At 74.5% G+C, this 25,242-nt stretch carries 16 protein-coding genes; 13 read left to right on the top strand and 3 right to left on the bottom strand.

From position 1 onward, the window contains the following. Positions 1-131: 131 nt before the first annotated feature. On the bottom strand, positions 132-1,865 hold the full coding sequence (locus SAM23877_RS14205; protein ID WP_053131894.1) for a serine/threonine-protein kinase: 1,734 nt from the start codon (positions 1,863-1,865) through the stop codon (positions 132-134). 456 nt (positions 1,866-2,321) lie between these two features. Between SAM23877_RS14205 and SAM23877_RS14210 the strand changes: the two genes are divergently transcribed. The 9 genes from SAM23877_RS14210 (at position 2,322) to SAM23877_RS14250 (ending at position 19,920) form a co-directional block, all read left to right on the top strand. After that, a complete protein-coding gene (locus tag SAM23877_RS14210) occupies positions 2,322-6,029 on the top strand; it encodes an FHA domain-containing protein (RefSeq protein ID WP_053131896.1) in 3,708 nt (1,235 codons plus the stop codon). A 259-nt stretch (positions 6,030-6,288) separates the two neighbouring features. Continuing rightward, entirely contained in the window at positions 6,289-7,701 is a 1,413-nt protein-coding gene (locus tag SAM23877_RS14215; RefSeq protein WP_053131901.1) for an ABC transporter substrate-binding protein, read from the top strand. 4 nt (positions 7,702-7,705) lie between these two features. Then, positions 7,706-9,052, top strand: a complete 1,347-nt coding sequence (locus tag SAM23877_RS14220) for a carbohydrate ABC transporter permease (RefSeq protein ID WP_244902939.1) — start codon at positions 7,706-7,708, stop codon at positions 9,050-9,052. Next, positions 9,049-9,966 carry a carbohydrate ABC transporter permease gene (locus SAM23877_RS14225; RefSeq protein WP_053131903.1) on the top strand — a complete coding sequence of 306 codons (918 nt, stop codon included), beginning with the start codon at positions 9,049-9,051 and terminating at the stop codon, positions 9,964-9,966. The genes SAM23877_RS14220 and SAM23877_RS14225 overlap by 4 nt, the downstream gene beginning before the upstream one ends. Positions 9,967-10,142: 176 nt before the next feature. Further along, complete coding sequence (locus SAM23877_RS14230) at positions 10,143-12,404, top strand: bifunctional glycosyltransferase/CDP-glycerol:glycerophosphate glycerophosphotransferase (RefSeq protein WP_053131906.1); 2,262 nt, start codon at positions 10,143-10,145, stop codon at positions 12,402-12,404. A 155-nt stretch (positions 12,405-12,559) separates the two neighbouring features. Next, the gene (locus SAM23877_RS14235; protein ID WP_053131909.1) at positions 12,560-14,767 is read left to right on the top strand and encodes a bifunctional glycosyltransferase/CDP-glycerol:glycerophosphate glycerophosphotransferase; all 2,208 of its coding nucleotides are present in this window, start codon (positions 12,560-12,562) and stop codon (positions 14,765-14,767) included. 7 nt (positions 14,768-14,774) lie between these two features. Continuing rightward, the gene (locus SAM23877_RS14240; protein ID WP_053131912.1) at positions 14,775-17,000 is read left to right on the top strand and encodes a bifunctional glycosyltransferase/CDP-glycerol:glycerophosphate glycerophosphotransferase; all 2,226 of its coding nucleotides are present in this window, start codon (positions 14,775-14,777) and stop codon (positions 16,998-17,000) included. Then, entirely contained in the window at positions 16,997-18,274 is a 1,278-nt protein-coding gene (locus SAM23877_RS14245) for a hypothetical protein (RefSeq protein WP_053131916.1), read from the top strand. The genes SAM23877_RS14240 and SAM23877_RS14245 overlap by 4 nt, the downstream gene beginning before the upstream one ends. A 92-nt stretch (positions 18,275-18,366) precedes the next feature. Then, entirely contained in the window at positions 18,367-19,920 is a 1,554-nt protein-coding gene (locus SAM23877_RS14250; protein WP_053131925.1) for a hypothetical protein, read from the top strand. 66 nt (positions 19,921-19,986) lie between these two features. On the opposite strand, the gene SAM23877_RS14255 is transcribed toward SAM23877_RS14250, so the two are convergent. After that, a complete protein-coding gene (locus SAM23877_RS14255; protein WP_053131928.1) occupies positions 19,987-20,400 on the bottom strand; it encodes an organic hydroperoxide resistance protein in 414 nt (137 codons plus the stop codon). A 142-nt stretch (positions 20,401-20,542) separates the two neighbouring features. On the opposite strand from SAM23877_RS14255, the gene SAM23877_RS14260 reads away from it, so the two are divergent. Then, positions 20,543-21,013, top strand: coding sequence for a MarR family winged helix-turn-helix transcriptional regulator (locus SAM23877_RS14260; protein WP_053131931.1), 471 nt, complete (start codon positions 20,543-20,545; stop codon positions 21,011-21,013). A gap of 82 nt (positions 21,014-21,095) precedes the next feature. Further along, entirely contained in the window at positions 21,096-22,076 is a 981-nt protein-coding gene (gene galE, locus SAM23877_RS14265; RefSeq protein ID WP_053131935.1) for a UDP-glucose 4-epimerase GalE, read from the top strand. A 449-nt stretch (positions 22,077-22,525) separates the two neighbouring features. On the opposite strand, the gene SAM23877_RS14270 is transcribed toward galE, so the two are convergent. Beyond that, positions 22,526-23,152, bottom strand: a complete 627-nt coding sequence (locus tag SAM23877_RS14270) for a TetR/AcrR family transcriptional regulator (RefSeq protein WP_053131939.1) — start codon at positions 23,150-23,152, stop codon at positions 22,526-22,528. A 187-nt stretch (positions 23,153-23,339) separates the two neighbouring features. On the opposite strand from SAM23877_RS14270, the gene SAM23877_RS14275 reads away from it, so the two are divergent. Together SAM23877_RS14275 and SAM23877_RS14280 are read left to right on the top strand one after the other, a co-directional pair. Further along, positions 23,340-24,269, top strand: a complete 930-nt coding sequence (locus SAM23877_RS14275) for an ABC transporter permease (protein ID WP_053131942.1) — start codon at positions 23,340-23,342, stop codon at positions 24,267-24,269. Further along, a complete protein-coding gene (locus SAM23877_RS14280; protein WP_053131945.1) occupies positions 24,262-25,140 on the top strand; it encodes an ABC transporter ATP-binding protein in 879 nt (292 codons plus the stop codon). Before SAM23877_RS14275 ends, SAM23877_RS14280 begins: the two co-directional genes overlap by 8 nt. Positions 25,141-25,242 lie beyond the last annotated feature (102 nt).

Consider the following 25,242-nt stretch of genomic DNA (forward strand, 5'->3'; position numbering starts at 1 on the left):
CGACGCGTGTTGCGCCTAAAAGTACGCGTCCGCGGAGCCGACCTTCACAGGGGAGCCGGAAATCACCCGCCGGATGTCGACAAATCTCCAGACTCGCCGCCGGATTCGGGGAAGGAGGACCTGCCGGAGGCTCAGTTGCCGGTCGAGGTGCCGCCGCCCGAGCCGCTGCCGCCGCCCAGGTCCCCGATCCAGTCGGTCACGGTGGTGAACCAGTCGCTGAGCTGCTCCCAGTAGCCCTTGCCCGTGCCGATCCAGTCCTGCAGGGGGCTCAGCTCCCAGATCAGCCAGCCGGCCACGACCAGGATGACGAGCGTGAACAGGCACCCCTTGAGGCAGCCCAGTCCGGGGATGCGCATCGGGTTGGCGCTGCGCTGCCGCGGCGGCCGGGGCTCACGCCGGGGCGGCTGGGGCTCGGGCGCGGGCGGCGGGGCGTAGCGCTGCGGCTGGGGGCGCTGAGGCTGCTGGGGCTGCTGCGGCTGCGGGGTGGCGTAGCGCTGCGGCTGTTGCTGCTGCGGGTAGCCGTAACCCGGCTGCTGGGGCGGCGGGCCCTGCGGTGCCTGGCGGGGCTGCTGCTGCGGGCGGGCGACCTGGCGCTGGGGGCGGCGGCGCAGCGGGTCCTGGTTCGGGTCGAGGTACTGGACCTGCGTCTGCTCGTTGCGGTCGCGGGCGGCGCGGAGCTGGTTCTGCCAGGGGTGCGGGTCCTCCGGGCCCCCGGGCTGCCCGCCCTGCTGTCCCGGTCCGCCCGGCTGCCCCGGGGGCACGGGCGGCATGACGGCGGTCGGGTCGGCCGCGCCGCGGTTCGGGAGCACGGCGGTGGGGTCGGCGGCGCCCGACGGGTTGCCGGTCTGCGGCAGGACGCTGGTGGCGCCGTTCGGGTCGTAGGCGCCGTTCGGGTTCTGCGGCAGGACCTGCGTCGGGTCGGCGGCGCCGGGGGCGCCGGGGACCTGCGCGGGGGCCGGGTCGGGGGCGAGGAGCACGCCGACGTTCTCCGCGGCTCCGATCTGCGCGCTGCCGGCGTGCACACCGATGCCCTCGGCGACCACGCGCAGGCCGCGGGCGAGGTTCTCGGCGCTGGGGCGCTCGTCGGGGTTCTTGCGCAGGCAGCGCTCGATGACCGTCCACAGCGGGTCGGGGACGGTGGAGGGACGGCGCGGTTCGGCGCTCAGGTGCTGGTGCAGCACCTCCAGCGCGGAGCCCCCGGCGAACGGGGGCCGGCCGGTGACCAGCTCGTACAGGAGGATGCCGGCGCCGTAGATGTCGACGGCGGAGGTCTGCGGGCGGCCCTCGGCGGACTCCGGCGCCACGTACGCGGGCGTGCCGACGAACTCGTGGGTGCGGGTCAGGCCGGGCGAGTCGGCGAGGCGGGCGATGCCGAAGTCGGTGAGCATCGGGTGCATCTCGCCGCCGGTCTGCTTCAGCAGCACGTTGGCCGGCTTCAGGTCGCGGTGGACGACTCCGTCGTCGTGGCTGGCGGCGAGGGCGTCGGCGATCTGGGCCGTGAGCAGGGCCGCGGCGACCGGGGTGAACGGCCCGTTCTCGCGCAGGTAGCGGTGCAGGTCGGGGCCCTCGACGAGGTCCATGACCAGCGCCAGCAGCTCACCCTCGACGACCAGGTCGCGGACCCGGACGATGTTGGGGTGGGTCAGCCGGAGCAGGACGGAGCGCTCCCGCAGGAAGCGCATCACGATGTCGGGGTCGCTCGCGAGCTCCTCCTTGAGGACCTTGATCGCGACGGTCTCGCCGGGCTGCCCGGCCACGGCCGCCTCGGCGCCCGCGGTCTCCCGCTGGCGGGCTCGCCAGACGGTGCCCGTGGCTCCGCGACCGAGGGGCTCCTCGAGGAGGTACTTGCTGCCTACCGGCCGCACGTCATGCGCTCCCTGTTGCTTGCTGGCTGTTCCGACCCACTGTAGTGCCGCGGTGCGGGCGCCGGGCTGTCGTCGCCCTTAGGGGTTTCCGCGGGGGTCCCGGGTGCGTCCCGCGCTCCGCTCGCCTTCCGCGCGCACCACCTGTTCAGGTGCGTGTTCGGGGGAAAGACGCTCGACCCGGTCCCTTGGTTGCCGGGCTCGGACGTGACCGATCTCAAGCGGACACCGCTCGATCACCGGCACGACAGCTGTCAGGCACTTTTGCGGGCAGAGCCGACCAATCAAGATCATTTGGCGGCGGGCGGCGGGCACGTTGTCAGCGGCAGGTGCGAGGATGCGTGCAGTACTGGCCGACGTGCTCGTGTGGCGGTGGGGGAAGTCCGCGGTGGGGGACCGTGGTGAACGGCTTCTGCTCCCCGGCGCGCGGGCGCCCGCGCGAAGGGACCGCTGACGGCGATGCAGATCCGGCTGACCGTCGTAGACCCGCTGGGCCCGCATGCTTCGGTGGGGGGCCGCGCCGCGAGCTGCGACGTGCTGGTCACCGCACCGGCCGGCACGGCCCTGGCCGCGATCTCCTCCGCGCTGGCCGCCGTGCTCCCCGGCGGCGAGGGCACGGGCTCCGGCCAGGTGGTGCTCTACGCCGGTGCCCAGCGGCTCGACGCCCAGCGCAGCACCCTGGGCGAGCCACCGCTCCTGGACGGCGCCGTGCTCTGCCTGGGCGCCCCGGGCGAGCCCGACCCGCACACCGAGCCGGCCGAGGTCCCGGCCCAGCTGCACGTGGTCGCCGGTCCCGACGCGGGCGGCGTGCACCTGCTGCACGGCGGCCAGGTCAGGCTCGGCCGCTCCGCGGAGGCGGACGTCGCGCTGGACGACCCCGACGTCTCCCGGATGCACTGCGCCGTGACCGTCGCCGCCGACGGCCGCGTCTCGGTCGCCGACCTCGGCTCCACCAACGGCACCACGCTGGACGGCACCCGCGTGGGCGACCGCCCGGTCCGCTTCACGCCGGGGGCCCTCCTGCGGGTCGGCGAGTCGGCTCTGCGGCTCGTGCCGGTGCCCCCGGCGCGGGTGCCCACGACCTCCGACGGCGAGGGGCACGTGCGGCTGCCGGCCGCCCGGACGTCCGCTTCCCCCGGCGGGGACGACGTGGTGCACGCACGCGTGGCGGACGCGGTGGAGGGGCACGCCGGGGCGGACGGCTCCCCGCACCCGGGCGGTCCGGCGGGCTCCGCCCGCACGGGCGGGGGGACGCGCGCCGGTGCCGCGTACGGGACGGGCAGGCCCCCCGCGGCCGGACCGGCGGGCGGTCCCCCGCCCCCGGCCGGCGCGGCGAACGATCCGCTTCGCCCGTCCGGCGCGCCGGACGGCCCCGGACCCGGGACCGGTCGCGAGCGCCCGCCCGGTGCCGACGGCCCGACCCGCCACGCCTACGGCACGACGGGGTACGGCACCGCTCCGGGCGCCGGCGCGAGGCCGGCCGAGTCGCCCCAGGTGCCCGGCCAGGGAGGCGCGCCCCGCATCGAGAGCCATGGGACCGGCCCCGCGGCAGGGGCGCCGCGCCCGTACCCGGCCGCGGGCGACACGCACGGCGGTGGGGCCGCCCCGGACACCTTCGCGGCCGGGGCCGTCGGTCCGGCCGCCTTCGGTGAGAGCGCCGGGCCCGGGGACTCCCCCCACCAGGACGGCGGCGCCGGACGCAGGGGCACGCCGCCGCGGGGCACCGAGGTCCCGCAGAGCGCGCGCCGGCGCGGTGGCCTCGGCGCCTGGGCACGGCGGCTGGCCGGCGGACGCGGCGACACGCAGGACGCCCCCGGACCCGACGCGCCCGCCGACGCCCTCGACGAGGGGGCGGCCCTGCCGGCGCCGACGGCCCCGGCAGGCCCCTCCCGCGCGCCGGAGACCTGGCCGGACCCCGCCTCGCTGCTGCTGACGGCGCTCGGACCGGGGCCCCGCCTGTGGGAACGCGGCCCGGGCCACCCGGAGGCGCTCACCGTGCGGCTCGGTACGGCCGACCGGGTGGCGCCCGGTGGCGACGCGCCGCTGCCCGCCGTCCCGGTGACCGCCGGGCTGCGCGAGGTCGGGGCGCTCGGGCTCGCCGGTCCGCGCGCGCGGCTCGCCGGGCTGGCCCGCTCGGTGCTGGCCCAGCTCGCCGCGCTGCACTCCGCCGACGTCCTGGAGATCGTCCTGATCACCGCGGACCGCTCCCGTCCGCTCGCGGAGCGGGCCGCCGAGTGGGCCTGGCTGGGCTGGCTGCCACAGCTGCGCCCGGGACACGGCCAGGACTGCCGCCTGCTGCTCGCCTACGACCGGGAGCAGGCCGCGGCCCGCGCCGGTGAGCTCCTGCGCCGCCTGGAGGACCACGTGGCGGACGTCCGCTCCGGCGTACGGCCGCCGGTCCCCGCCGGCCCGATCCCGGCCCAGCCGACGGCCCTCGCGCAGGATCGGCGGCCCGGCCCGGCACCGGCGGCGGGCACCGCCCGGCAGCCCTCGTGGGCGCGGGCCGACGACGGCTCCGACCCGGCCGGCGGCTTCCCGGGCCCGTACACGGTGGTCGTCGTGGACGGGGACCCCGGCGGCGCGGACGTGCGCGAGACGATGACGCGGCTGGCCCTGGAGGGGCCGCGGGCGGGCATCCACGTGGTGTGTCTCGCCGAGACGGCCGCCGCCTCCCCGACCTCGCCGGTGACGGAGACGTACGAGGCGGCCTGCGCGGCGTCGCCGGTGTTCCGGCAGTGCGGTGCCGTGGGGCTGCTCAGCGGGGACGTGGCGACGGCCCTGCGGCTGCTGCGCGTGGCGCGCACCAGCGCCTCCCCCGGCACCCCCGGCACCCCGGGCGCCCCCGGCATCCCCGGCACCCCGGAGACCGCGTCCGCCCCCGCCGGCCCGGTCGGGCACGGCACCCTCGGCACGGTGGACGCCGTCTCCCTCGCCTGGGCCGAGCGGTTCGCCCGCGCCCTGGCACCGCTGCGCACCGACGGCCCGGTCGGCGAGCGGCACACGCGCGTGTCCGCACCGCTGCCCCAGGCGGCCCGGCTGCTCGACGAGTTGGGCCTCGCCCGCGCCACCCCGGCCTCCCTGATGGCCCGTTGGGCGGACGCGGCCGACGACCCACAGGCCCTCGGCGGACGCGCGCACGCCGTGCTCGGCGCCGGACCGCGCGGCCCGGTCACGGCCGACCTCGGCGCCGAGGGGCCGCACCTGCTGATCGAGGGCCCGCCGGGAAGCGGCCGCACCGAGCTGCTGCGGGCGCTCGTCGCCTCCCTCGCCTCCGCCGAACGCCCCGACCGCCTCGGCGTGGTCCTGGTGGACGGCCGCGACAGTGTGGGCGCGGGCGGCGGACACGGCGAGGGGCTGCGGGTCTGCACGGACGTACCGCACGTCACCACCCACCTCACCGCCAACGACCCGGTCCGGATGCGGGAGTTCGCGCAGTCCCTGAGCGCGGAGCTGAAGCGGCGCGCCGAGCTGCTCGGTCGGTCGCACTTCGCCGAGTGGCACACCGGGCGCGAGGTGTCCGGCCGGCTGGTCGCCCAGCGCGCACCCGCGGACGGGCCCGGGCCGCTGTCGGGGGCCGGGGACGTCGAGTCCCCACCCAGTTCCACGCTGCGGCTGCGGCCGGGTGCGGCCCGGCGCCGAGCGGAGGCCGTCCCACCGCTCCCCCGCCTCGTCGTGGTCGTGGACGATCTCGACGCACTCGTCACTCCCCCGCTCGGCTCGCCCGGGCGGCCTGCGGCGGGGTCGGTCATGCGGGCGCTGGAGGCCGTCGCGCGCGAGGGCGAGCGGCTCGGCGTGCATCTGGTGGCCGCCACCACGCCCGGAGGCCGCACCGCCCAGACGGAACCGTCGTTGCGCGCCACACTGCGGGTCACGCTGGACGCGCCGGTGCCGGGCCCGGACGAACCGGCGCCGGGACGGGGGCGGTTGGCCCGCCCGGACGGCCAGGTCGTGGTGTTCCAGGGCGGCCGGGTCACGGGACGCATCCCGCGGACCGCGACCCTGCGGCCCACGGTGGTCCCTCTGGAGTGGCATCGCATGGGCGACCCGCCCGCCCGGCGCCCCGTCCGGGAGCTGGGCAACGGGCCGACCGACCTGGCCCTGCTCGCCAGCGCGCTGGAGCGGGCGGCGCGGGAGGTGGCCGCGGCGGAGGTGCCGTCGCTGCTGTGACCCCGTGCCGCCGGCCGGCCCGCCGAAGGCACCTCCAGGCGGCCCCGAGGCGGGCTTGGGGGACGAGGCCGATCCGTCGCGGACGGCGGTGCGCGGCCGGGGCTCCTCGGCGGTGCCCGGTGCCCGGTGCCTGGTCACGACGCGGTCACGATCTTCCGCTCGACGGCGGAGGCGCTCTTGCCGCCCTCACCCCCCTGGCGTACACCAGAGCGCACGGGACAGCGCCGAACGTTCGACGAGGACGAAGAACGGGGCAGTGATGCGCAGCAGCACCATCCGGACACGCAGGACCGTCAAGGGCACGAGCAGAGCCGCGAAGAGGACCACCCGGGCCGCCGCCGCCCTCGCCGCGGGAGCCCTCGCGCTCTCGCTCACCGCGTGCGGCGGCGACGACGACAAGGACGGCGACGAGAACGCCGGTCAGGGGGGCGGCAAGGAGACGGCCGCCACCGTCACCCTGCCGAAGCTGGACGGCGAGAGCCTGGAGGTCGCCGCCGTCTGGACCGGCGCCGAGCAGGAGAACTTCAAGAAGGTCCTCGCCGAGTTCGAGAAGCGCACCGGCGCCAAGGTGACGTTCGTTCCGGCCCAGGACCCGATCATCAACTTCCTCGGCTCCAAGATCGCGGGTGGCGCGCCGCCGGACGTGGCGATGCTCCCGCAGCCGGGAGCCATCAAGCAGGCCGTCGACAAGGGCTGGGCCAAGCCGCTGGGCGCGGAGGCCGCCAAGGAGCTGGCGGAGAACTACTCGCCGGGCTGGCAGGAGATCGGCAAGGTCGGCGGCAAGCAGTACGGCGTCTACTACAAGGCCGCCAACAAGTCCCTGATCTGGTACAACGCGCAGGTCTTCGAGAACGCGGGCGCGGCCGAGCCCAAGACCTGGGACGAGTTGCTCACCGCCGCCCAGACGATCTACGACTCCGGCGTCACGCCGTTCTCCGTCGGCGGCGCGGACGGCTGGACCCTCACCGACTGGTTCGAGAACGTCTACCTCTCGCAGGCCGGCCCGGAGAAGTACGACCAGTTGGCCCGGCACGAGATCAAGTGGACCGACCCGTCGGTGAAGGAGGCGCTGACCACCCTCGCCGAGATCTGGGGCAAGAAGGACTACGTGGCCGGCGGCGCGTCCGGCGCGTTGCAGACCGAGTTCCCGGCCTCGGTGACGCAGACCTTCACCGGTGGCGACCAGCCGAAGGCGGGCATGGTCTACGAGGGCGACTTCGTCCAGGTCAACATCGGCGAGACGGACGCGAAGGTCGGCACGGACGCGAAGGTGTTCCCGTTCCCGTCGGTCGGCGGCACCGCGCCGGTGGTGTCCGGCGGCGACGCGGCCGTGGTCCTGGAGGACTCGAAGGCGGCGCAGGCCCTGGCCACCTGGCTGGCCTCGCCGGACGCGGCGACGATCCAGGCGAAGCTCGGCGGCTACCTCTCGCCGAACAAGAACGTGGAGGCGTCGGCGTACCCGAACGACGTGCAGAAGAAGATCGCCGAGGCGCTCGTCGCGGCCGGTGACGACTTCCGCTTCGACATGTCGGACCAGGCCCCGCAGGCCTTCGGCGGTACGCCCGGCAAGGGCGAGTGGAAGGCGCTCCAGGACTTCCTGAAGAACCCGAAGGACGTCGCGGGCACCCAGGAGCGGCTGGAGGCGGACGCGGCCGCCGCCTACGGGGACTGACGCGATGACGTCGGTCACGGCGGCAGGGTCCTCTCCGGGCCCCGCCGCCCCCAAGTCGCGCAAGAGCGTGACCGGCACCCGCAGGACCGTGGCGGTGCTGTTCCTGCTGCCCGCCCTGGTGCTGCTCGGCGCGCTCGTGGTCTACCCGATCGGGTACTCGCTGATCCGCAGCTTCTACGACCAGTCCGGCGACTCCTTCGCCGGATTCGACAACTACCAGGCGCTGTTCACCGACGACGGCATCCGCACGGCCCTCAAGAACAACATCATCTGGGTGGTGTTCGCGCCGACGGTCGCCACCGCGCTCGGCCTGATCTTCGCGGTGCTGACCGAACGGGTGCGCTGGGGCACGGCGTTCAAGCTGGTCGTCTTCATGCCGATGGCGATCTCGATGCTGGCCGCCGGCATCATCTTCCGCCTGGTGTACGACCAGGACCCGGACAAGGGCGTCGCCAACGCGGTGTGGGTCGGGGTGCACGACACCTTCGCCGAGTCGTCCGCGTTCCCGAAGGCGCACCCGGGCCGCCAGTCGCCGCTGGAGCCGGCGGGCGGGGGCGCCTTCGTCACCAGGGAGCCGGTGAGGGCGGGCGAGGCCGTCGTCCTGCCCCTCGTCGGCGTCGCCCCCGACCTGATGCCGGACGGCGCGAAGAAGGCCGCACCCGGCCGGCCGGAGGACGGGAAGATCACCGGCACCACCTGGCAGGACTTCACCCGCGGCAAGGGCGTCGGGAAGCTCAACGGCGTCGACGCGGCCGAACTGGGCTACGCCGGCATGAAGATCGAGGCGGTGAAGGACGGCGAGGTCGTCGCCTCGACCACGGCGGCCGGCGACGGCACCTTCTCGCTGCCGGCGGCTGCCGACGGGGCGCAGCTCAGGCTGCCCGCCGACAACTTCAAGGAGCCCTACAACGGCCTGAACTGGCTGGGCCCCTCGCTCGTCACGCCGGCCATCATCGGGTCGTACGTGTGGATGTGGGCGGGCTTCGCGATGGTGCTGATCGCGGCGGGGCTGGCCGGGGTCCCGCGGGAGCTGCTGGAGGCCGCCCGGGTCGACGGGGCCACCGAGTGGCAGGTCTTCAGACGGGTCACGGTGCCGCTCCTGGCGCCGGTGCTCGCGGTCGTGGCCGTCACCTTGATGATCAACGTGCTGAAGGTCTTCGACCTCGTCTTCATCATCGCCCCCGGCTCCTCCCAGGACGACGCGAACGTGCTCGCCCTGGAGCTGTACCGCAAGGGCTTCGCCTCCGACCAGCCGGGCATCGCCAGCGCCATCGCGGTGTTCCTGCTGCTCCTGGTGATCCCGGTGATGTGGTTCAACGTACGGCGGCTGAGGCGGGAGGTGCGGCGATGACCACGGACGCGGGCTCCCTCACGAGGACGGCACCGGCGTCGCCCGAAACCGCCCGCGAGGCGAAGCGGTCGCTCGGGTCGCGGCTCGCCGAGGGCGTCAGCGGCGGTCTGGTCCGGGTGTTCCTGATCGTGGTGGGCCTGTTCTGGCTGGTCCCGACGATCGGTCTGCTGCTGTCCTCGCTGCGCACGCCCCGGGACATGGCGGCGAGCGGCTGGTGGGAGGTCTTCACCAAGCCCTCCCAGCTCACCTTCCAGAGCTACGAGGAGCTGCTGAAGAACGGCGACATCACCTCCTCCCTGTTCAACACGGTGCTGATCACGGTCCCGGCGACGGTGCTGGTCGTGGTCATCGGCTCGCTGGCGGGCTACGCGTTCGCGTGGATGGAGTTCCCGGGCCGCGACTGGTGGTTCCTGGCCGTGGTCGGGCTGCTGGTCGTCCCCGTGCAGGTCGCGCTGATCCCGATCGCCGAACTCTTCGGGAAGATCGGCCTGTTCGGGTCGATCGTCGGCGTGATCCTCTTCCACGTCGGCTTCGGTCTGCCGTTCGCGGTGTTCCTGCTGCGGAACTTCTTCGCGGAGATCCCCAGGGAGCTGCTGGAGGCCGCCCGGCTCGACGGCGCGGGTGAGCTGCGGCTGTTCGTCCGGGTGGTGATGCCGCTCGGCGGGCCCGCGATCGCGAGCCTCGGCATCTTCCAGTTCCTGTGGGTGTGGAACGACATGCTGGTCGCGCTGATCTTCTCGGACTCCGGGAACCAGCCGATCACGGTCGCCCTGCAGACGCAGGTACGGCAGTTCGGCAACAACATCGACGTCCTGGCGCCGGGAGCGTTCATCTCCATGGTGATCCCGCTGGCCGTGTTCTTCGCGTTCCAGCGGCAGTTCGTCTCCGGCGTGATGGCGGGCGCCGTCAAGTAGGGGTCGGCACACCACTCTTGAGGGGGCGGACCGGTCACCGGTCCGCCCTCTCCTTCGTACGGGTCATGGCTCGGCGCACGGGTCCCCCGAATGCCGCAGGGACCGTAACCAAGTCACTCCATCGGCCGTTCCCGGGCAGAACGCCCGCGCCGACCCCGCCGACCCATGGATGTCCCGTGCCCCGGTTCAGTGTCATCGTCCCCGCGTACCAGGTTCAGGCGTATCTGCACGAGTGCCTGGAATCGGTGCTCACGCAGTCGTACCCGGACCTCGAGGTGATCGCGGTCGACGACTGCTCGCCGGACGCCTGCGGCGCGATCGCCGACGAGTTCGCGGCCCGCGACCCGCGCGTCCGCGTCGTACACCTGCCCGAGAACCAGGGCCTCGGTCCCGCCCGGAACGCCGGGATGGAGCGGGCGACCGGTGACTACCTGGTCTTCCTCGACGGCGACGACACCCTGACCCCGGACGCGCTCAGGGCGATCGCGGACCGGATCAAGGAGACCGGCGAGCCGGACGTCCTGGTCTACGACTACGCGCGGACGCACTGGTCGGGCGAGGCGGTCCGCAACCAGGCCGCCGCGCACCTCACCGAGCGGGGCCCGGCGCCCTTCCGGCTCGCCGACCGGCCGGGGCTGCTGAAGCTGCTGATGGTGGCCTGGAACAAGGCGGTGCGCCGCGAGTTCGCCGAGCGCGAGGGCTTCACCTTCCCGCCGGGCTACTACGAGGACACCCCCTGGACGTACCCGGTCCTGATGACGGCGGAGTCCCTCGCCACCCTGGACCGGGTCTGCGTCCACTACCGGCAGCGCCGGCGCGGCAGCATCCTGGGCACGCCGAGCGAGCGGCACCTCGACGTCTTCGCGCAGTACGACCGCGTCTTCGCGTTCCTGGAGTCGCACCCGGAGCCGGCCCGCTGGCGGCCGGTGCTCTACCGCCGCATGGCCGACCACCTGACGACGGTGTTCACCCGCCCCGACCGCCTCCCGCGCTCCCTGCGCGCCGAGTTCCTGCGCCGGGCCCGCGTCCACTGCCGCCGCTACCGGGTCCCCGGCGCCCCCGCCCCGCTGCCCGTGCGGCTGCGCCACGCCCTGCTCCGGCTCGGCCTGCGCCGCACCTACGAGACCCTGCGGCTGGCGTCGGCCCTGCGCCGCCGGACGGTGAAGGTGACGGCCAAGCTGCTGCGCGCCGCGCGGGCCCTCGCCCTGCGCCTGCACTACCGCGTCCAGCGCCGTCTCCCCCTGCGCGCCGACCGCGCCGTCTTCGCGGCCCACGGAGACCTGGGGCACGGCTGCAATCCGGGCGCGCTGGAGGAGGCCTTCCGCGACTTCGCGCCGCACGTGCGCACGGCCTGGGCCGCCGCCCCCGCGCACCACCACACCGTGCCGCCCGGCCCGCGCCGCCTGACCCCCGGCACGGCCGCCTACTGGACGGCGCTGGCCCGCTCCCGGTACGTGGTCCACAACACGGGCTTCGACGCCGGCATGGTCAAGCGGAAGGGGCAGGTCCTGATCCAGACGCAGGCCGGGACGCCCCTCAAGCACATGGGCCTGGACCTCCAGGAACGCCCGGCGGCGGCGAGGGGCACCGACTTCGCCCGGCTGCTGCGCGACGTCGACTCCTGGGACTACGTCGTCTCCGCCAACCGCCACTCCACGCTGACCTGGGAACGCGTCCACCCCGGCGACTACACCACGCTGGAGTACGGCCAGCCCCGCACCGACGCCCTCCAGCGGGCGACGGCCGCGGACGTGGCCCGGCTGCGGGAGAGCCTCGGCATCCCCGACGGCACGGTCGCGATCCTGTACGCGCCGACCCACCGCGACTACCGGCGCACCCAGCGCGCCGCCCTGGACCTGGAGCGCGTCCTCACCCGTCTCGGGCCCCGTTTCATGGTGCTGGCCCGCGCCCACCCGCGCACCGGCGGCCCGCTCGTCGAGTCCCAGGGACGCGTCCTCGACGTCAGCGACCACCCGAGCGTGGAGTCGCTCTGCCTGGCCTCGGACGCACTCGTCACCGACTACTCGGCACTGATGTTCGACTACGCGGGTCTGGACCGGCCGATCGTGATCCACGCCGACGAGCCGGAGGCCTACGAGGCGGCCCGCGGCACCTACTTCGACCTGCGGGAGCTGCCGCCGGGCGCGATCGCCCGGGACGAGGACGAACTGATCGACATCTTCGCCGACGGCCACTGGTGCGGATCATGGTCCGCGCAGCTCAGGGCCGCTTTCCGGGAGCGGTTCTGCCCCTGGGACGACGGCCGCGCCGCCGAACGCGTCGTACGCCGGGTGGTGCTCGGTGAGACGGACCTGCCGCCCGTCGTGCCGCCTGCCGCGCGCAGGCCCGCGCCCTCCGCCGCCGCGGCCCTCGCCCGCCCCCCGCTGGCCACCGTGCCGCAACCCGCCGGGCCCCGCACCGTCACCGACAGCCTCTGACCGCCGTTTGTCCACTGGGAGTTCGCATGCCCCGCAGCTCGAAGCGGCCCACTCCGACCCGGCCGTCCACCTTGCGGCCGACGGGACGGCCGGGCCGCCGCACGGCGTGAGGGGCGGGGCTCCCGTCGGACCAGGACAACGAGAGAAAGAGCAGTATGCCCCGCTTCAGCATCATCGTCCCGTCCCATGGGGTCGCGGGGCGGCTGTCCCAGGCGCTGGATTCGGTCCTCGCCCAGTCCTTCGGCGACTTCGAGCTGATCCCGGTGCACGACGCCCCGGACCGCGCCGCGGCGGACGTCGTGGAGGAGCGCGCCGAGCGGGACTCCCGGGTGGCGCCCGTGCACTCGCCGCCGGAGGCCGGGCTGGCCGGGGCGCGCAACACCGGGATGCGGGCGGCGACCGGCGCGTACCTGCTGTTCCTCGACGGGGACGACGTCCTCGCCCCGGGCGCGCTGGCGGCGCTGGACGCGCGGCTGGCGGACACCGGCGGCGTCGACGTGCTGTACTTCGAGCACGAGCGGGTGCCCTGGTGGGAGGGTGAGCCGGCCAACCCGGCCGCCCCGCTGCTGGCGAGGACCCCGGACGGCGCCTTCACCCCCGACCGCGCCCCGCACCTCACCGGCGTGCGGCTGCCCGCCTGGAGCGCCGTCTACCGCCGCACCTTCCTCGCCGAGCGGCGACTGGCCTTCCCCGAGGGGCACTTCACGGACGTCGGCTTCGGCGCGCTGGTCACGGCGCGCGCCGAACGCGTCACGGTGCTGCGCTCCGTGGTCGTACGGCATCTGGTGCGACGCCAGGGCAGTCGGCTGAACCTGCCCGGCGAGCACCACGCGGACCTCCTCGACCAGGCCGAACTGGCGCTCGCGCACGCCGACGAGCGAGGGCTGCCGGTCGAGCGGCGCGGGCCGCTGTTCGAGCAGCTCTTCGCCGCGATCCTGAAGACGGCCACCCATCCCAGGCGCCTGACGCGCCGGGGCCGCCGTGCCTTCTTCCGCCGCGCGAGCCGCCTCTACCGGCGCCACCGTCCCGCCGGTTTCCGGCCGCCGGGCGGCCGGCTCGGGGTCCAGCACCGGCTGCTGGCGTCCGGGTCGTACAGCGGGTTCCGCGCGCTGCGCGCCGCCAACCGCGCCGCCACCGGTGTCCTGCTGCGGCTGCCGCGCCCGCACGGGCTGCGCACCCGGCTGCGCTACCGCCGCGCCCTGCGCCGCCCGCTCGACCCGAACCTCGTCGTGTACTGCGCCTACTGGGGCCGCGGCTACGCCTGCAACCCGGCCGCCATCCACGCCAAGGCCCGCGAACTCGCCCCGCACCTGCGCGCGGTGTTCCTGGTCGAGGCGGACCAGGCGCACACGGTCCCCGGGGACGTCGACCACGCCGTCATCGGCAGCCGGCGCTACTGGGACGTGCTGGCCCGTGCCAAGTTCCTGGTCAACAACGCCAACTTCGCCGAGGGCGTCGTCAAGCGCCCCGGCAGCGTGCACGTGCAGACCCAGCACGGCACGCCGCTGAAGACGATGGGCGTCGACCAGTCGACGTACCCCGTGGTGGCGGCGGCCAGCGGCAGCTTCACCAAGCTGCTGGGCCGGGTGGACCGCTGGGACTACAACCTCTCCGCCAACCGCCACTCCACCCAGATGTGGGAGCGCGCCTTCCCCGGCTCGTACGAGCAACTGGAGTACGGCTACCCGCGCAACGACGTCTACTGCGCGGCGACCGCCGACGACGTCGCCCGCGTCCGGCGCGAACTGGGCGTCCCGGAGGGGAAGACGGCCGTCCTGTACGCGCCCACGCACCGCGACCACGAAGCCGGGTTCGGGGCCGGCGGCCTGGATCTGGAGGCCTTCTGCGAGGCGGCCGGCGAGGACGTGGTCGTCCTGCTGCGGGCCCACTACTTCTACGACCGGGGCGGCGCCGGGAGCGGCGGCCGGATCATCGACGTGACCTCCCACCGTTCCTCCGAGGACGTGTGCCTGGCCGCCGACGCGCTGATCACCGACTACTCGTCGATCATGTTCGACTACGCCAACCTGGACCGGCCGATCGTCGTGTACGCCGACGACTGGGAGGTCTACCGGGAGACCCGCGGGGTCTACTTCGACCTGATGGCGGCGCCGCCCGGCCCGGTGGCGCGGACACCGCGGGAGCTGGCCCGGATCTTCGGCGACGGCTCGTACGCGGGCCCCGAGTCGGCGGCGCTGCGGGCCGCCTTCCGCGAGCGGTTCTGCGAGTTCGACGACGGCCGGGCCGCCGAGCGCGTCGTGCGCCGGGTGCTGCTCGGCGAGCCGCCCGAGGCGCTCCCGCCCGTGACCCCGCTCGCGGAGCGCGTCCCGGCCCCCGCCGCCGCCACCCTCGTAAGGAGCTGATCCCGCAGTGCCCCGCTTCAGCGTCATCCTCCCCTGCTTCAAGGTGCAGGGCTTCCTGCGCGAGTGCCTCGACTCGGTCCTGGACCAGTCCTACCGGGACATCGAGGTCGTCGCCGTCGACGACTGCTCGCCGGACGGCAGCGGCGCCATCCTCGACGAGTACGCGGCCCGCGACGACCGGGTGCGCGTGCTGCACCTGGAGGAGAACGTGGGCCTCGGCCGGGCCCGCAACGCCGGGCTCCCGCACGCCACCGGCGACTACCTCCTCTTCCTCGACAGCGACGACACCCTCACCCCGGGCGCCCTGCGCGCGATGGCCGACCGGCTCGCGGAGACCGACGACCCCGACGTCCTCGTCTTCGACTACGCGCGCACCTACTGGTGGGGCGGCACCCGCCGCAACGCGCTGGCCCGGGTCCTGGCGGAGGCCGGGGACGGCACCTTCACCGCCGCCGGGCACCCCGAGATCCTCGACCTGCTGATGGTGGTGTGGAACAAGGCCTACCGGCGCGACTTCGTGGAACGGGAGGGCTTCACCTTCCCGCCGGGCTACTACGAGGACACGCCCTGGACGTTCCCGGTCATGTTCAGCGCCGGGCGGATCGCCGCGCTGGACCGGATCTGTCTGAACTACCGCCAGCGCCGCCAGGGCAACATCCTGTCCACCACCAGCCGCAAGCACTTCGACGTCCACGCGCAGTACGAGCGGGTGTTCGCCTTCCTCGACGCCCGTCCGGAACTGGCCCGGTGGCGGCCGTTCCTGCACACCAAGATGGGCGAGCACTGCCTGGACATCCTGAGCAAGCCGGACCGGCTGCCGCCGTCGGACAAGGCCGAGTTCTTCCGCCGCACCGCCGAGATGTTCCGCGCGTACCGGCCCGAGGGCGCCGAGGTCCCCGCCGAGCTGCGCGTGCTGGAGGGCGGGTACACGACGTACCGCCTGCGGCGCCGGTCCGGGCGGGCGGGCCGGGAGCTGGAGCGGCGGGCGCGGCAGGCGCGCGACGTGGTCGCCGCACGCGCGGGGCGGGCCCGCAGCGCGGTGCACACGCGCCGCCCGCTGGACCCGGACCTCGCCGTGTACTCGGCGTTCTCGCACCGGGGTGTGCTGGGGGACCCGGCGGCGGTCCATCGCAAGGCCCGCGAGCTCGCCCCGCACCTGCGCGGGGTGTGGGTGGTGCGCGACGAGGAGGACGTGCCGCTGCTCCCGCCGGACACGGAGCACGTGATCCTCGGCAGCCCGGCCTACCGCCGGGTGACCGAGCGGGCGACGTTCTTCGTCAACAACGTCAACTGGCCCGGTGCGGTGGCCAAGCGCCCCGGCAGCGTCCACATCCACACCCACCAGGGCACACCGCTGAAGTACATGGGCGTCGATCTGCTGGGCCGGCCCGGCGCCCGGCACGGCCTGGACGTGCCGCAGATGCTGCGCCGGGCCGACCGCTGGGACCACAGCCTGGTCGCGGGCCGGTACGCGGAGCGGGTGTGGGAGCGGGCGTACCCGTGCCACTTCGCGTCCGCGCGCACCGGCAGCCCCCGCAACGACGTCCTGGTGAACGCGGGCCCCGAGGACGGCCTCCGGGTCCGTGAGCGGCTCGGCGTCCCCGAGGGGCACACCGTCGTGCTGTACGCGCCGACCCGCCGCGAGTACCGGCGGGGCGGGCACGTCGACCGGATCGACCTGGCCCGTCTCGCCGCCGACCTCGGCGACGGGCACACCCTGGTGGTGCGGCTGCACCCGTCCCTCGCCACCGGGCCGGCGCGCGGCATGGGCCTGTCGGAGCTGCACCGGCGGGGCGTCCTGGTCGACGCGACGGACGCACCGCACGTGGAGGAGCTGATGCTCGCCTCCGACCTGCTGATCACCGACTACTCCGCCCTGATGTTCGACTACGTCCTCCTGGACCGGCCGGTCGTGGTCCACGCCGACGACTGGCCGGCCTACACGGCGAGCCGCGGCGCCTACTTCGACATCACCGCCGAGGCACCGGGCCACGTCTCGCGTTCCTACCGGGAGCTGGCGTGGCTGCTGGACTCCGGGGCGTGGCGGGACGAGGAGGCGGCACGGCTGAGGTCCGCGTTCCGGGCCCGGTTCTGCGAGTACGAGGACGGCAGGGCCGCCGAGCGGGTCGTGCGGACGCTGATGCTGGGCGAGCGGATGCCCGAGCCGGAGCCCCTGGCCGTCCCCGGGGCCCGGTCCCTCCCGGCCCACCACGACCTGCTGGCCTCCTCGTGAGGCCGCGCGGCTGGGTGCTGGTCGTGGCGGCGGTGTTCGCCGTGCTCCAGCTCGCGAACATCACCGGCCGGGACACTCCCGACACCAAGAACTACCTGGCGTACGCCCTGAGTCTCAGCGGGGAGAGCAAGCGCGGGGTGGCGGCGGCCACCATCGACTACGTGTGCGCGAGCCAGGCCTCGGCGGCCCGCCGCGACCAGAGCGTGCACGTGGTCCGCTTCCACCGCCCCGACCCCACCGCCCGGGTCACGGCCGAGTGCCGGCAGCGCCAGTGGCGGCAGGTGGAGCCCCGGCTGGCGGCCGGGCAGACCGGTGGGCACACGGTGCCGTACATGGAGGAACGCTTCATGCGGATCTTCGAGGCGCGGCCCGGCTATCCGGCGTTCCTGGTGCCGTTCGTCATGGCCTTCGGGGTGACGTGGGGGCTGTGGGCGGCGGGTGTCGTCCTCGCGTGCGCGGGCGGCGTCCTCGTCTTCCTGATCCTGCGCACCCTGTCGGTTCCGGTGCCGCTCGCGCTGACCGGACAGGCGCTGTACTACGTGCTGCCGAGCGGCACGACGGCCATGCGCCCGATGACCGAGGGGCTGCTGATGGCGCTGACCCTGGCGGCGGTGTGGGGCTGTGCGCTGGTGCTGCGGGCCGGGCGCGGGCGGGCCGGGCTCCTGCTGGTCGCCGGGTCGCTGCTCGCGCTGTTCGCCGTCAAGCACTCCCAGGCGCTGTTCCTCGGGCTGTGCCTGGCGGCGGCGGGTGCGCTGGTGGCCCTGCGGCGGTACCGGCGGGGCCGGCCGCCCGGCCGGGACGTGCTCGCGATCGCGGTGACCGGCCTGTGCGGAGCGGTCCTGACCGTGGTGCTGGCGCGGCTGCTGCACTACCCGTCCGAGTCCGACAGCCTCCAGGACCTGCTCACCGGCCACTTCGCCCGGCCCGACCGGGAGGACCCGTGGCCGGAGTTCTGGCAGTTGCAGGGCAACTTCTGGGTGGAGTGGCTGCGCCGTCAGGCGGGGGAGCCGCTGTTCGCGGCGGCCCTGGGGGCGGGTGCGTGGGGCGCGCTGCGGCGCGGCGGCGCGGTCGGCGTCTTCCTGGTCGCGGCGGCGTTCACCGGGATCCTCACCCAGGCCGCGCACCCGGACATCGACATCTGGGGCGGGCGGCTGATCGTGCTGGCGTGGCTGCTGCCGGTGGTGGGGGTGCCGATGCTGCTGGAGCCGGTGGTGCGGGGGCGGGTGGCGCTGCCGGCGCAGGGGCACGCCGACCGGGCCCGCGCGACCAACTGAGGGTCACTCGATGAGGTGACTTGGGTTCGTGTCATTGACCCTGGCGGGAACATACGGCAAATGCCCCGAATGTCCCACCTGTCACCTCTTCCGTGAGCGCCGGCGTCCTCGTCCGGCGGCCCGTGCGCGGCGCGACGGCGTTGCGCGGTGGCCGCGCCTGGCGTCCCACCCCGTACCAGGCCGCCGGTTTCCTGTTCTTCCTGCTGATGTCGCTGGCCTACTGGGCGGTGCCGCTGTGCTGCGACGCCGGCCAGCACGCGGCGGTCGTCGAACGCCTCAGGGCCGATCTCCTCCACCCCCGCCATCCGATGGCCGACGTGCCCGGCGCGGGCAGCGCCTACTACTCGCCCTACGCGGTGGCGCAGGGCCTCTTCGCCCGGCTGACCGGGCTGGGCGGCTGGGAGGTGGTGCGGCTGGCCGGGCCGGTGAACCTGCTGGTCCTGCTGACCGGCCTGGGCCGCTTCGTCAGGGTGCTGTCCCCCCGGCCGTGGGCGCCGGTGCTGGCGCTGGGCGCGATGACGCTGCTGTGGGGGACCGAGCGGGCCTGGTGGAGCGGCTACCTCGGGCTGATGTCGATGACCGGCAACCTCGGCTACCCGTCGGCCTTCGCGATCGGGCTCACCTTCTGGGCCTGGGCGCTGACCGGCGTCCGGGCACGGGACGCGCGCCGGGTGCGCTACCTGGGGCCGAGCGGGCTGCGCGGCCTGCCCGGGTACGCCGGACTGGGCGTCCTCTACGGCCTGATCCTCCTCGTCCACCCGATCACCTCGGTGGCGGCGGCGCTGGGCGCGGTGGCCCTGGTGGGCGGATGGCAGCGCGGATGGCGCGGGGCGGTCGCCGGACGCTGGGCCCTGACGGGCGCCGCGGCGGTGACCTCGGCGGCGGTGTGGCCGTACTTCGACGTGTTCGCGCTGGCCGGGGACGACAGTGTGGACGGCATGCACCGGGTGCTGTACCTGGATCTGCCCGGCGAGTTCTGGCTGGCCCTGCTCGGGCTGCCGGCGCTGTGGCTGCGCGGGCGGCGCTCGGCGCGGGACCCGCTGGTGCTGATGTTCGCGCTGGACTGCGCGGTGGTGGCGTACGGCTGGTTCAGCGGCCACTACACCTACGGCCGCATCCTGGGGCTCACCCTCGTGCCGCTGCAGTTCGCCCTGGCGGTGGAGCTGGCGGCGCCCCGGCCGTGGGGGCGGTGGCGGCGGGTGCTGGGCGGGACCGCGGCCGCCGGGGCCCTGCTGGGCTTCCTCGCCGTCCATGCCGGGGCGGTGGTGCCGCGCCCGCTGGACCCGGTCGGCTTCGAGCAGCCTCCGCGCTGGCCGTCCTACGCGTGGGCGGCCCGGCACATCGGTCCCGGCGAGGTCGTGATCACCGACGGCTACTACGCCGGACACGCCATCGCCGGGTACGGGCCCAATCTCGCGGCGCCCGCCTGGCCGGACCCCTCGCTCGACGAACGGGAGCGCGGGCGGCGGGTGGCCGACGTCGAGGCGTACCTCGCGCCCGGCTCGACCCGCGCCGAGCGCGCCGCCGTCGTCCGCCGCTACGACGTCCGCTGGCTGCTGCTGACGCGCTGGCAGCCGGTACCCGAGGAGGCGGTGGTGGTGACGTGGAGCGGGCGGACGGGGGAGGTGCTGGCGCGGGTCGGGTGAGCGCCGTCGCGCCGGCGGCCCCGTGCGGCATCGGGCACCTCGCCGGCACCGGGCGCCTGGCCGGTCCTACTCGACGACGATCTCGACCGGGATGTTGCCGCGGGTGGCGTTGGAGTAGGGGCAGACCTGGTGGGCCTGCTCGACCAGCTTGCGGCCGGTCTCCTCGTCCACGCCCTCGGGCAGCTCCACCCGGAGGGTGACGGCGAGCGCGAAGCCCTCTCCCTGCTTGCCGATGCCGACCTCGGCGGTCACCGCGGCGTCGCTGACGTCGACCTTCGCCTGCCGGCCGACGAGACCGAGGGCGCTGCCGAAGCAGGCGGCGTACCCGGCGGCGAACAGCTGCTCGGGGTTGGTGCCCTTGCCGTCGCCGCCCAGCTCCGCGGGGGCGCTGAGCGCGAGGTCGAGCTTGCCGTCCGAGCTGACGGCGCGGCCGTCGCGGCCGTGGGTGGCGGTGGCGGCGGCGGTGTAGAGCGCGTCCATGGGAACCGTCCCTCTGAAGAGATCTGACGAGAAGCGTGCCGGCCGTCCGGCGTTCCGGCGGACCGACGACACCCACTAGAGCACACAATTCAATTGCGCACAACTGAATGACGCACAAGCGGCGTCCCGCTACCCTGGGACCATGACCACGCCCGCGACGGACTGGCTCCGCCTCGACCAGCAGATCTGCTTCTCGCTCAACGCCGCCTCGCGCGCCTTCAACGGCGTCTACCGCGTGGTCCTCAAGGATCTCGGGCTCACCTACCCGCAGTACCTGGTGATGCTGGTGCTGTGGGAGCACGGGGAGCTGCCGGTGAAGAAGCTCGGCGAGCGTCTGCGGCTCGACTCCGGCACGCTCTCCCCCCTGCTCAAGCGACTGGAGGCGGCGGGACTGGTCCGGCGGGAGCGCAGCGCCCGCGACGAGCGGTCGGTGGAGGTCCGGCTGACCGCCCAGGGCGTGGCGCTGCGCGAGAGGGCCGGCGAGGTACCGCGCCGGATCGCCGGGGCGACCGGCCTGGACCTCGCGGAGATCCAGGACCTGGGCGCCCGGCTGAACCGGCTCACGGCCGCCCTGGACGCGTACGGCACCGGATCGCCCGCGGCCTCGTCCTGACGGGTGACGGGTGCGGTGCCCGTCGGGTGCCGGGATGACGGATCATGGCTACCGAGGACCACTGACGAGGGGACGGCCGCACATGACCTGGCTGATCACCGGCGGCGCCGGCTACATCGGGGCGCACGTCGTACGGGCGATGACCGAGGCGGGCGAGCGGGCGGTCGTGTACGACGACCTGTCCACCGGCATCGCCGAGCGCGTGCCCGACGGCGTCCCGCTGGTCGTGGGCTCGGTCCTGGACGGCGAACGGGTGGCGCGCGCCCTCACCGACCACTCCGTCACCGGGGTCGTGCACCTCGCGGCGAAGAAGCAGGTCGGCGAGTCGGTGGAGCTGCCGCTGCACTACTACCGGGAGAACGTCGAGGGCCTGCGCGTCCTGCTGGAGGCGGTCGCGGCGGCCGGTGTCACGTCGTTCGTCTTCTCCTCCTCCGCCGCCGTGTACGGCATGCCCGACGTCGACCTCGTGACCGAGGAGACCCCGTGCCTGCCCATGTCCCCGTACGGCGAGACGAAGCTGGCGGGCGAGTGGCTGGTCCGGGCGACCGGCCGGGCGGCGGGCCTGTCCACGGCCTCGCTGCGCTACTTCAACGTGGCGGGCGCGGCGAGCCCGGAACTCGCCGACACCGGTGTCCACAACCTCGTCCCGATGGTCTTCGAGAAGCTCACGGAAGGCGCCGCCCCGCGAGTCTTCGGCGACGACTACGCGACACCGGACGGCACCTGCGTCCGCGACTACATCCACGTGGCCGACCTGGCCGACGCCCACGTCGCCGCGGCCCGCGCCCTGGCCGCCTCCCCGGGCCGCTCCCTCACCCTCAACATCGGGCGGGGCGAGGGCGTCTCCGTCCGCGAGATGATCGACCGCATCAACGGCCTCACCGGCTACGACCGGCCCCCGGCGGTCACCCCCCGCCGCCCCGGGGACCCGGCCCGCGTCGTCGCCTCGGCCGACCGCGCCGCCGTCGAGCTGGACTGGAAGGCCAAGTACGACGTCGAGGACATGATCACGTCGGCGTGGGCCGGCTGGGTGCGACTGCACCCGGGGGCCGCGCGGGACTGAAGCCGGCCGGGCCCCGTCCGTACTGAAGCCGTCCGGGCCCCGTCCGCCGCGGCGCCCGGACCCACGAGCGGACGCACCGCACGGACCGAACGGATCTCCACGCCCGGGGCGCGCCGGCGGTACGGCTCCTGGCGCAGGGCCCGGTCGAGTTCCGCCCGGTCCTCCGCGAACGGCGGCAGGGCTGAGCTCCCCGGCCGCCGGCGAAGGGGCGGTCGGCGAGGAGCCCGCCCTCGGCGTGCTCCGCACCGCACCCGCGCTCCGGACCGCACCCGCCCGCTCGGCCACCCGGACCACACCCGCCCTGCTCGACCACCGGGCCCCACCCGCCCCGCTCGACCACCGGGCCCCACCCGCCCCGAACCGCCACCGCGCCGCACCCGCCCCACCCCGCCGGGCGACCGTCCAGGCACGCCCGTCCCGCGCGGCCACCGAGGCGCCGCCCCGGGCCGTCACAGCGCCTTGAGGCCCTCCGCCGTGGCCCGGGCCAGCGCGCCCAGGTAGCCCTTCGGCAGCTTGGGGCTGCGGATGACCACCGATCGCCAGTACAGCGGGCCCGAGATCAGGTCGAGGGCAAGGTCGGTGTCGAGGGCGGGGCCGACCTCGCCGCGCTCCCCGGCAGCGGCGAGGATCCTGCTGGCGACGCCGTCCTGCCCCTCCCGCAGGGTCTTGCGCAGGGCCTCGGCGATGTCGGGATTGCGGGCGGCCTCCGCCTGGAGGTCGGGGATGATCTGCGAGGCCACCGGGTGGCGCAGCGCGCGCGAGGTCACCTCGTACAGCAGCCGCAGATCGCCCTCCAGCGACCCGGTGTCGGGCACGGGCAGGCCCTGGACGGCGAGCGCGGAGACGATGTCGAGCACCAGGTGCAGCTTGGAGCGCCAGCGCCGGTACACCGCCGTCTTGCCGACACCCGCGCGGCGCGCGATCCCCTCGATGGACATCCGCGCGTAGCCGACCGCCGCGAGTTCCTCGAAGACCGCCGCCCGGATCGCCTCCGTCACGTCCTCGCGCAGCACCGCCGCCCCGGCGGGGGCCCGGCGGCGCGGGCGCGGCTGCGGCTCGTCGGCGTTGGTCGTCATACGAGCCAAGCATAGGGGCGTCACGACGGAACGGTTGCGTTCCGACGCCGGAACGGTTGCGTTCCCTCGCCGCCACGCCCTACGCTCACGTCACGACGATACGGTCCCGTCCCGACGTAAGTGAACGCACGAGGTCACTCGGGTGAACGCCGGGCGCCACCCCCTCCCACGAGCGAAAGCAGCGGATGTGAGCCAGGTCCTCGACACACCGCCCCCGACACCGGCCCCGGCCGCGCCCCCGGGCGACCTCGACCTCGCGGCCCTCGCCGCGCGCCACGGTCTGTCCGTCAGCGGCGCCCGCCCCTCCCTGCCGCAGTACGTCCGCCAGCTGTGGGCGCGCCGGCACTTCATCGGCGCCTTCGCCACCGCCAAGCTCACCGCCCAGTACAGCCAGGCCAAGCTGGGCCAGCTCTGGCAGGTGATGACGCCCCTGCTCAACGCGGCGGTGTACTACTTCATCTTCGGCGTGCTGATGAACACCAAGCAGGGCGTGGACGACTTCGTCCCGTTCCTGGTGACCGGCGTGTTCGTGTGGACGTTCACGCAGAGCTCGATCATGGCGGGCACCAAGGCCGTCTCCGGCAACCTCGGCCTGGTGCGCGCCCTGCACTTCCCCCGGGCGGCGCTGCCGGTCTCCTTCTGCCTCCAGCAGCTCCAGCAGCTGCTGTTCTCGATGGCGGCCCTGGTCGTGATCCTGCTCGCCTTCGGCGTGCCGCCCGCCGCCTCCTGGGTGCTCGCGGTCCCCGCACTGGTGCTGCAGTTCGTGTTCAACGCGGGCGTGGCCCTGGTCATGGCCCGGGTGGGCTCCAAGATCCCGGACATGGCGCAGTTGATGCCGTTCCTGCTGCGGACCTGGATGTACGGCTCGGGCGTCATGTTCAGCATCCATCACATGACCGGCCCGGACAGCGGCCTCCCCTCGTGGATCGGGCCGCTCCTCCAGGTCAACCCGGCCGTCGTCTACATCGACCTGATGCGCTTCGCGCTGATCGACAGCTTCGGCGGCGGCATGCTGCCGGACCACGTGTGGGCGCTGGCCCTGGGCTGGGCCCTGGTCGCCGGGATCGGCGGCTTCATCTACTTCTGGAAGGCCGAGGAGACGTACGGTCGTGGCTGACAACACCGGCATCACCGAGCAGGCGGACGAGCGCGTCCCCACCGTCATCGCCGACGGCGTCGACATCGTCTACCGGGTCAACGGCACCGGCGCGGGCCGCGGCTCCGCGACCGCCGCCCTCCACCGCATCCTGCGCCGCGGGAAGGCCGAGAAGGCGTCGGGCGTGCGCCGGGTGCACGCCGTGCGGGGCGTGTCCTTCGTGGCGTACCGGGGGGAGGCGATCGGCCTGATCGGCACCAACGGCTCCGGCAAGTCGACCCTGCTCAAGGCCGTGGCCGGCCTGCTCCCGGTGGAGAACGGCCGCATCTACACGGACGGCCAGCCCTCGCTCCTGGGCGTCAACGCGGCCCTGATGAACGACCTCACCGGTGAGCGCAACGTCCACCTCGGCGGTCTGGCGATGGGCATGTCCCGCGCCCAGGTCAAGGAGCGCTACCAGGAGATCGTCGACTTCTCCGGGATCAACGACAAGGGCGACTTCATCACCCTGCCGATGCGCACGTACTCCTCCGGCATGGCGGCCCGGCTGCGCTTCTCCATCGCCGCCGCCAAGGACCACGACGTCCTCCTCGTCGACGAGGCCCTGGCCACCGGCGACCGCGCCTTCCAGAAGCGCTCCGAGGAGCGCATCCGGGAGCTGCGCCGGCACGCCGGCACGGTGTTCCTGGTCAGCCACAGCAACAAGTCCATCCGCGACACCTGCGACCGGGTGCTGTGGCTGGAGCGCGGCGAGCTGCGCATGGACGGGCCGACGGACGAGGTGCTGAAGGAGTACGAGAAGTTCACCGGCGGCCCGGACAAGGCGGCGAAGCCCAAGCCCGCGCCCAAGGCGGCAGCGAAGCCGGCGGCCGGGGCGAGGACGGCCGCCTGACCGCCCCGCCGCCGGTCCCCCTTCGCCCGGGAGGCGCACGCTCGACCGACCCTTTCGCCCGTTTGATGCCACTATGAACCGAACAGGCCGAGCAACCAGGAG

Origin of the sequence: Streptomyces ambofaciens ATCC 23877 (assembly GCF_001267885.1) — a bacterium.
Lineage (GTDB): Bacteria > Actinomycetota > Actinomycetes > Streptomycetales > Streptomycetaceae > Streptomyces > Streptomyces ambofaciens.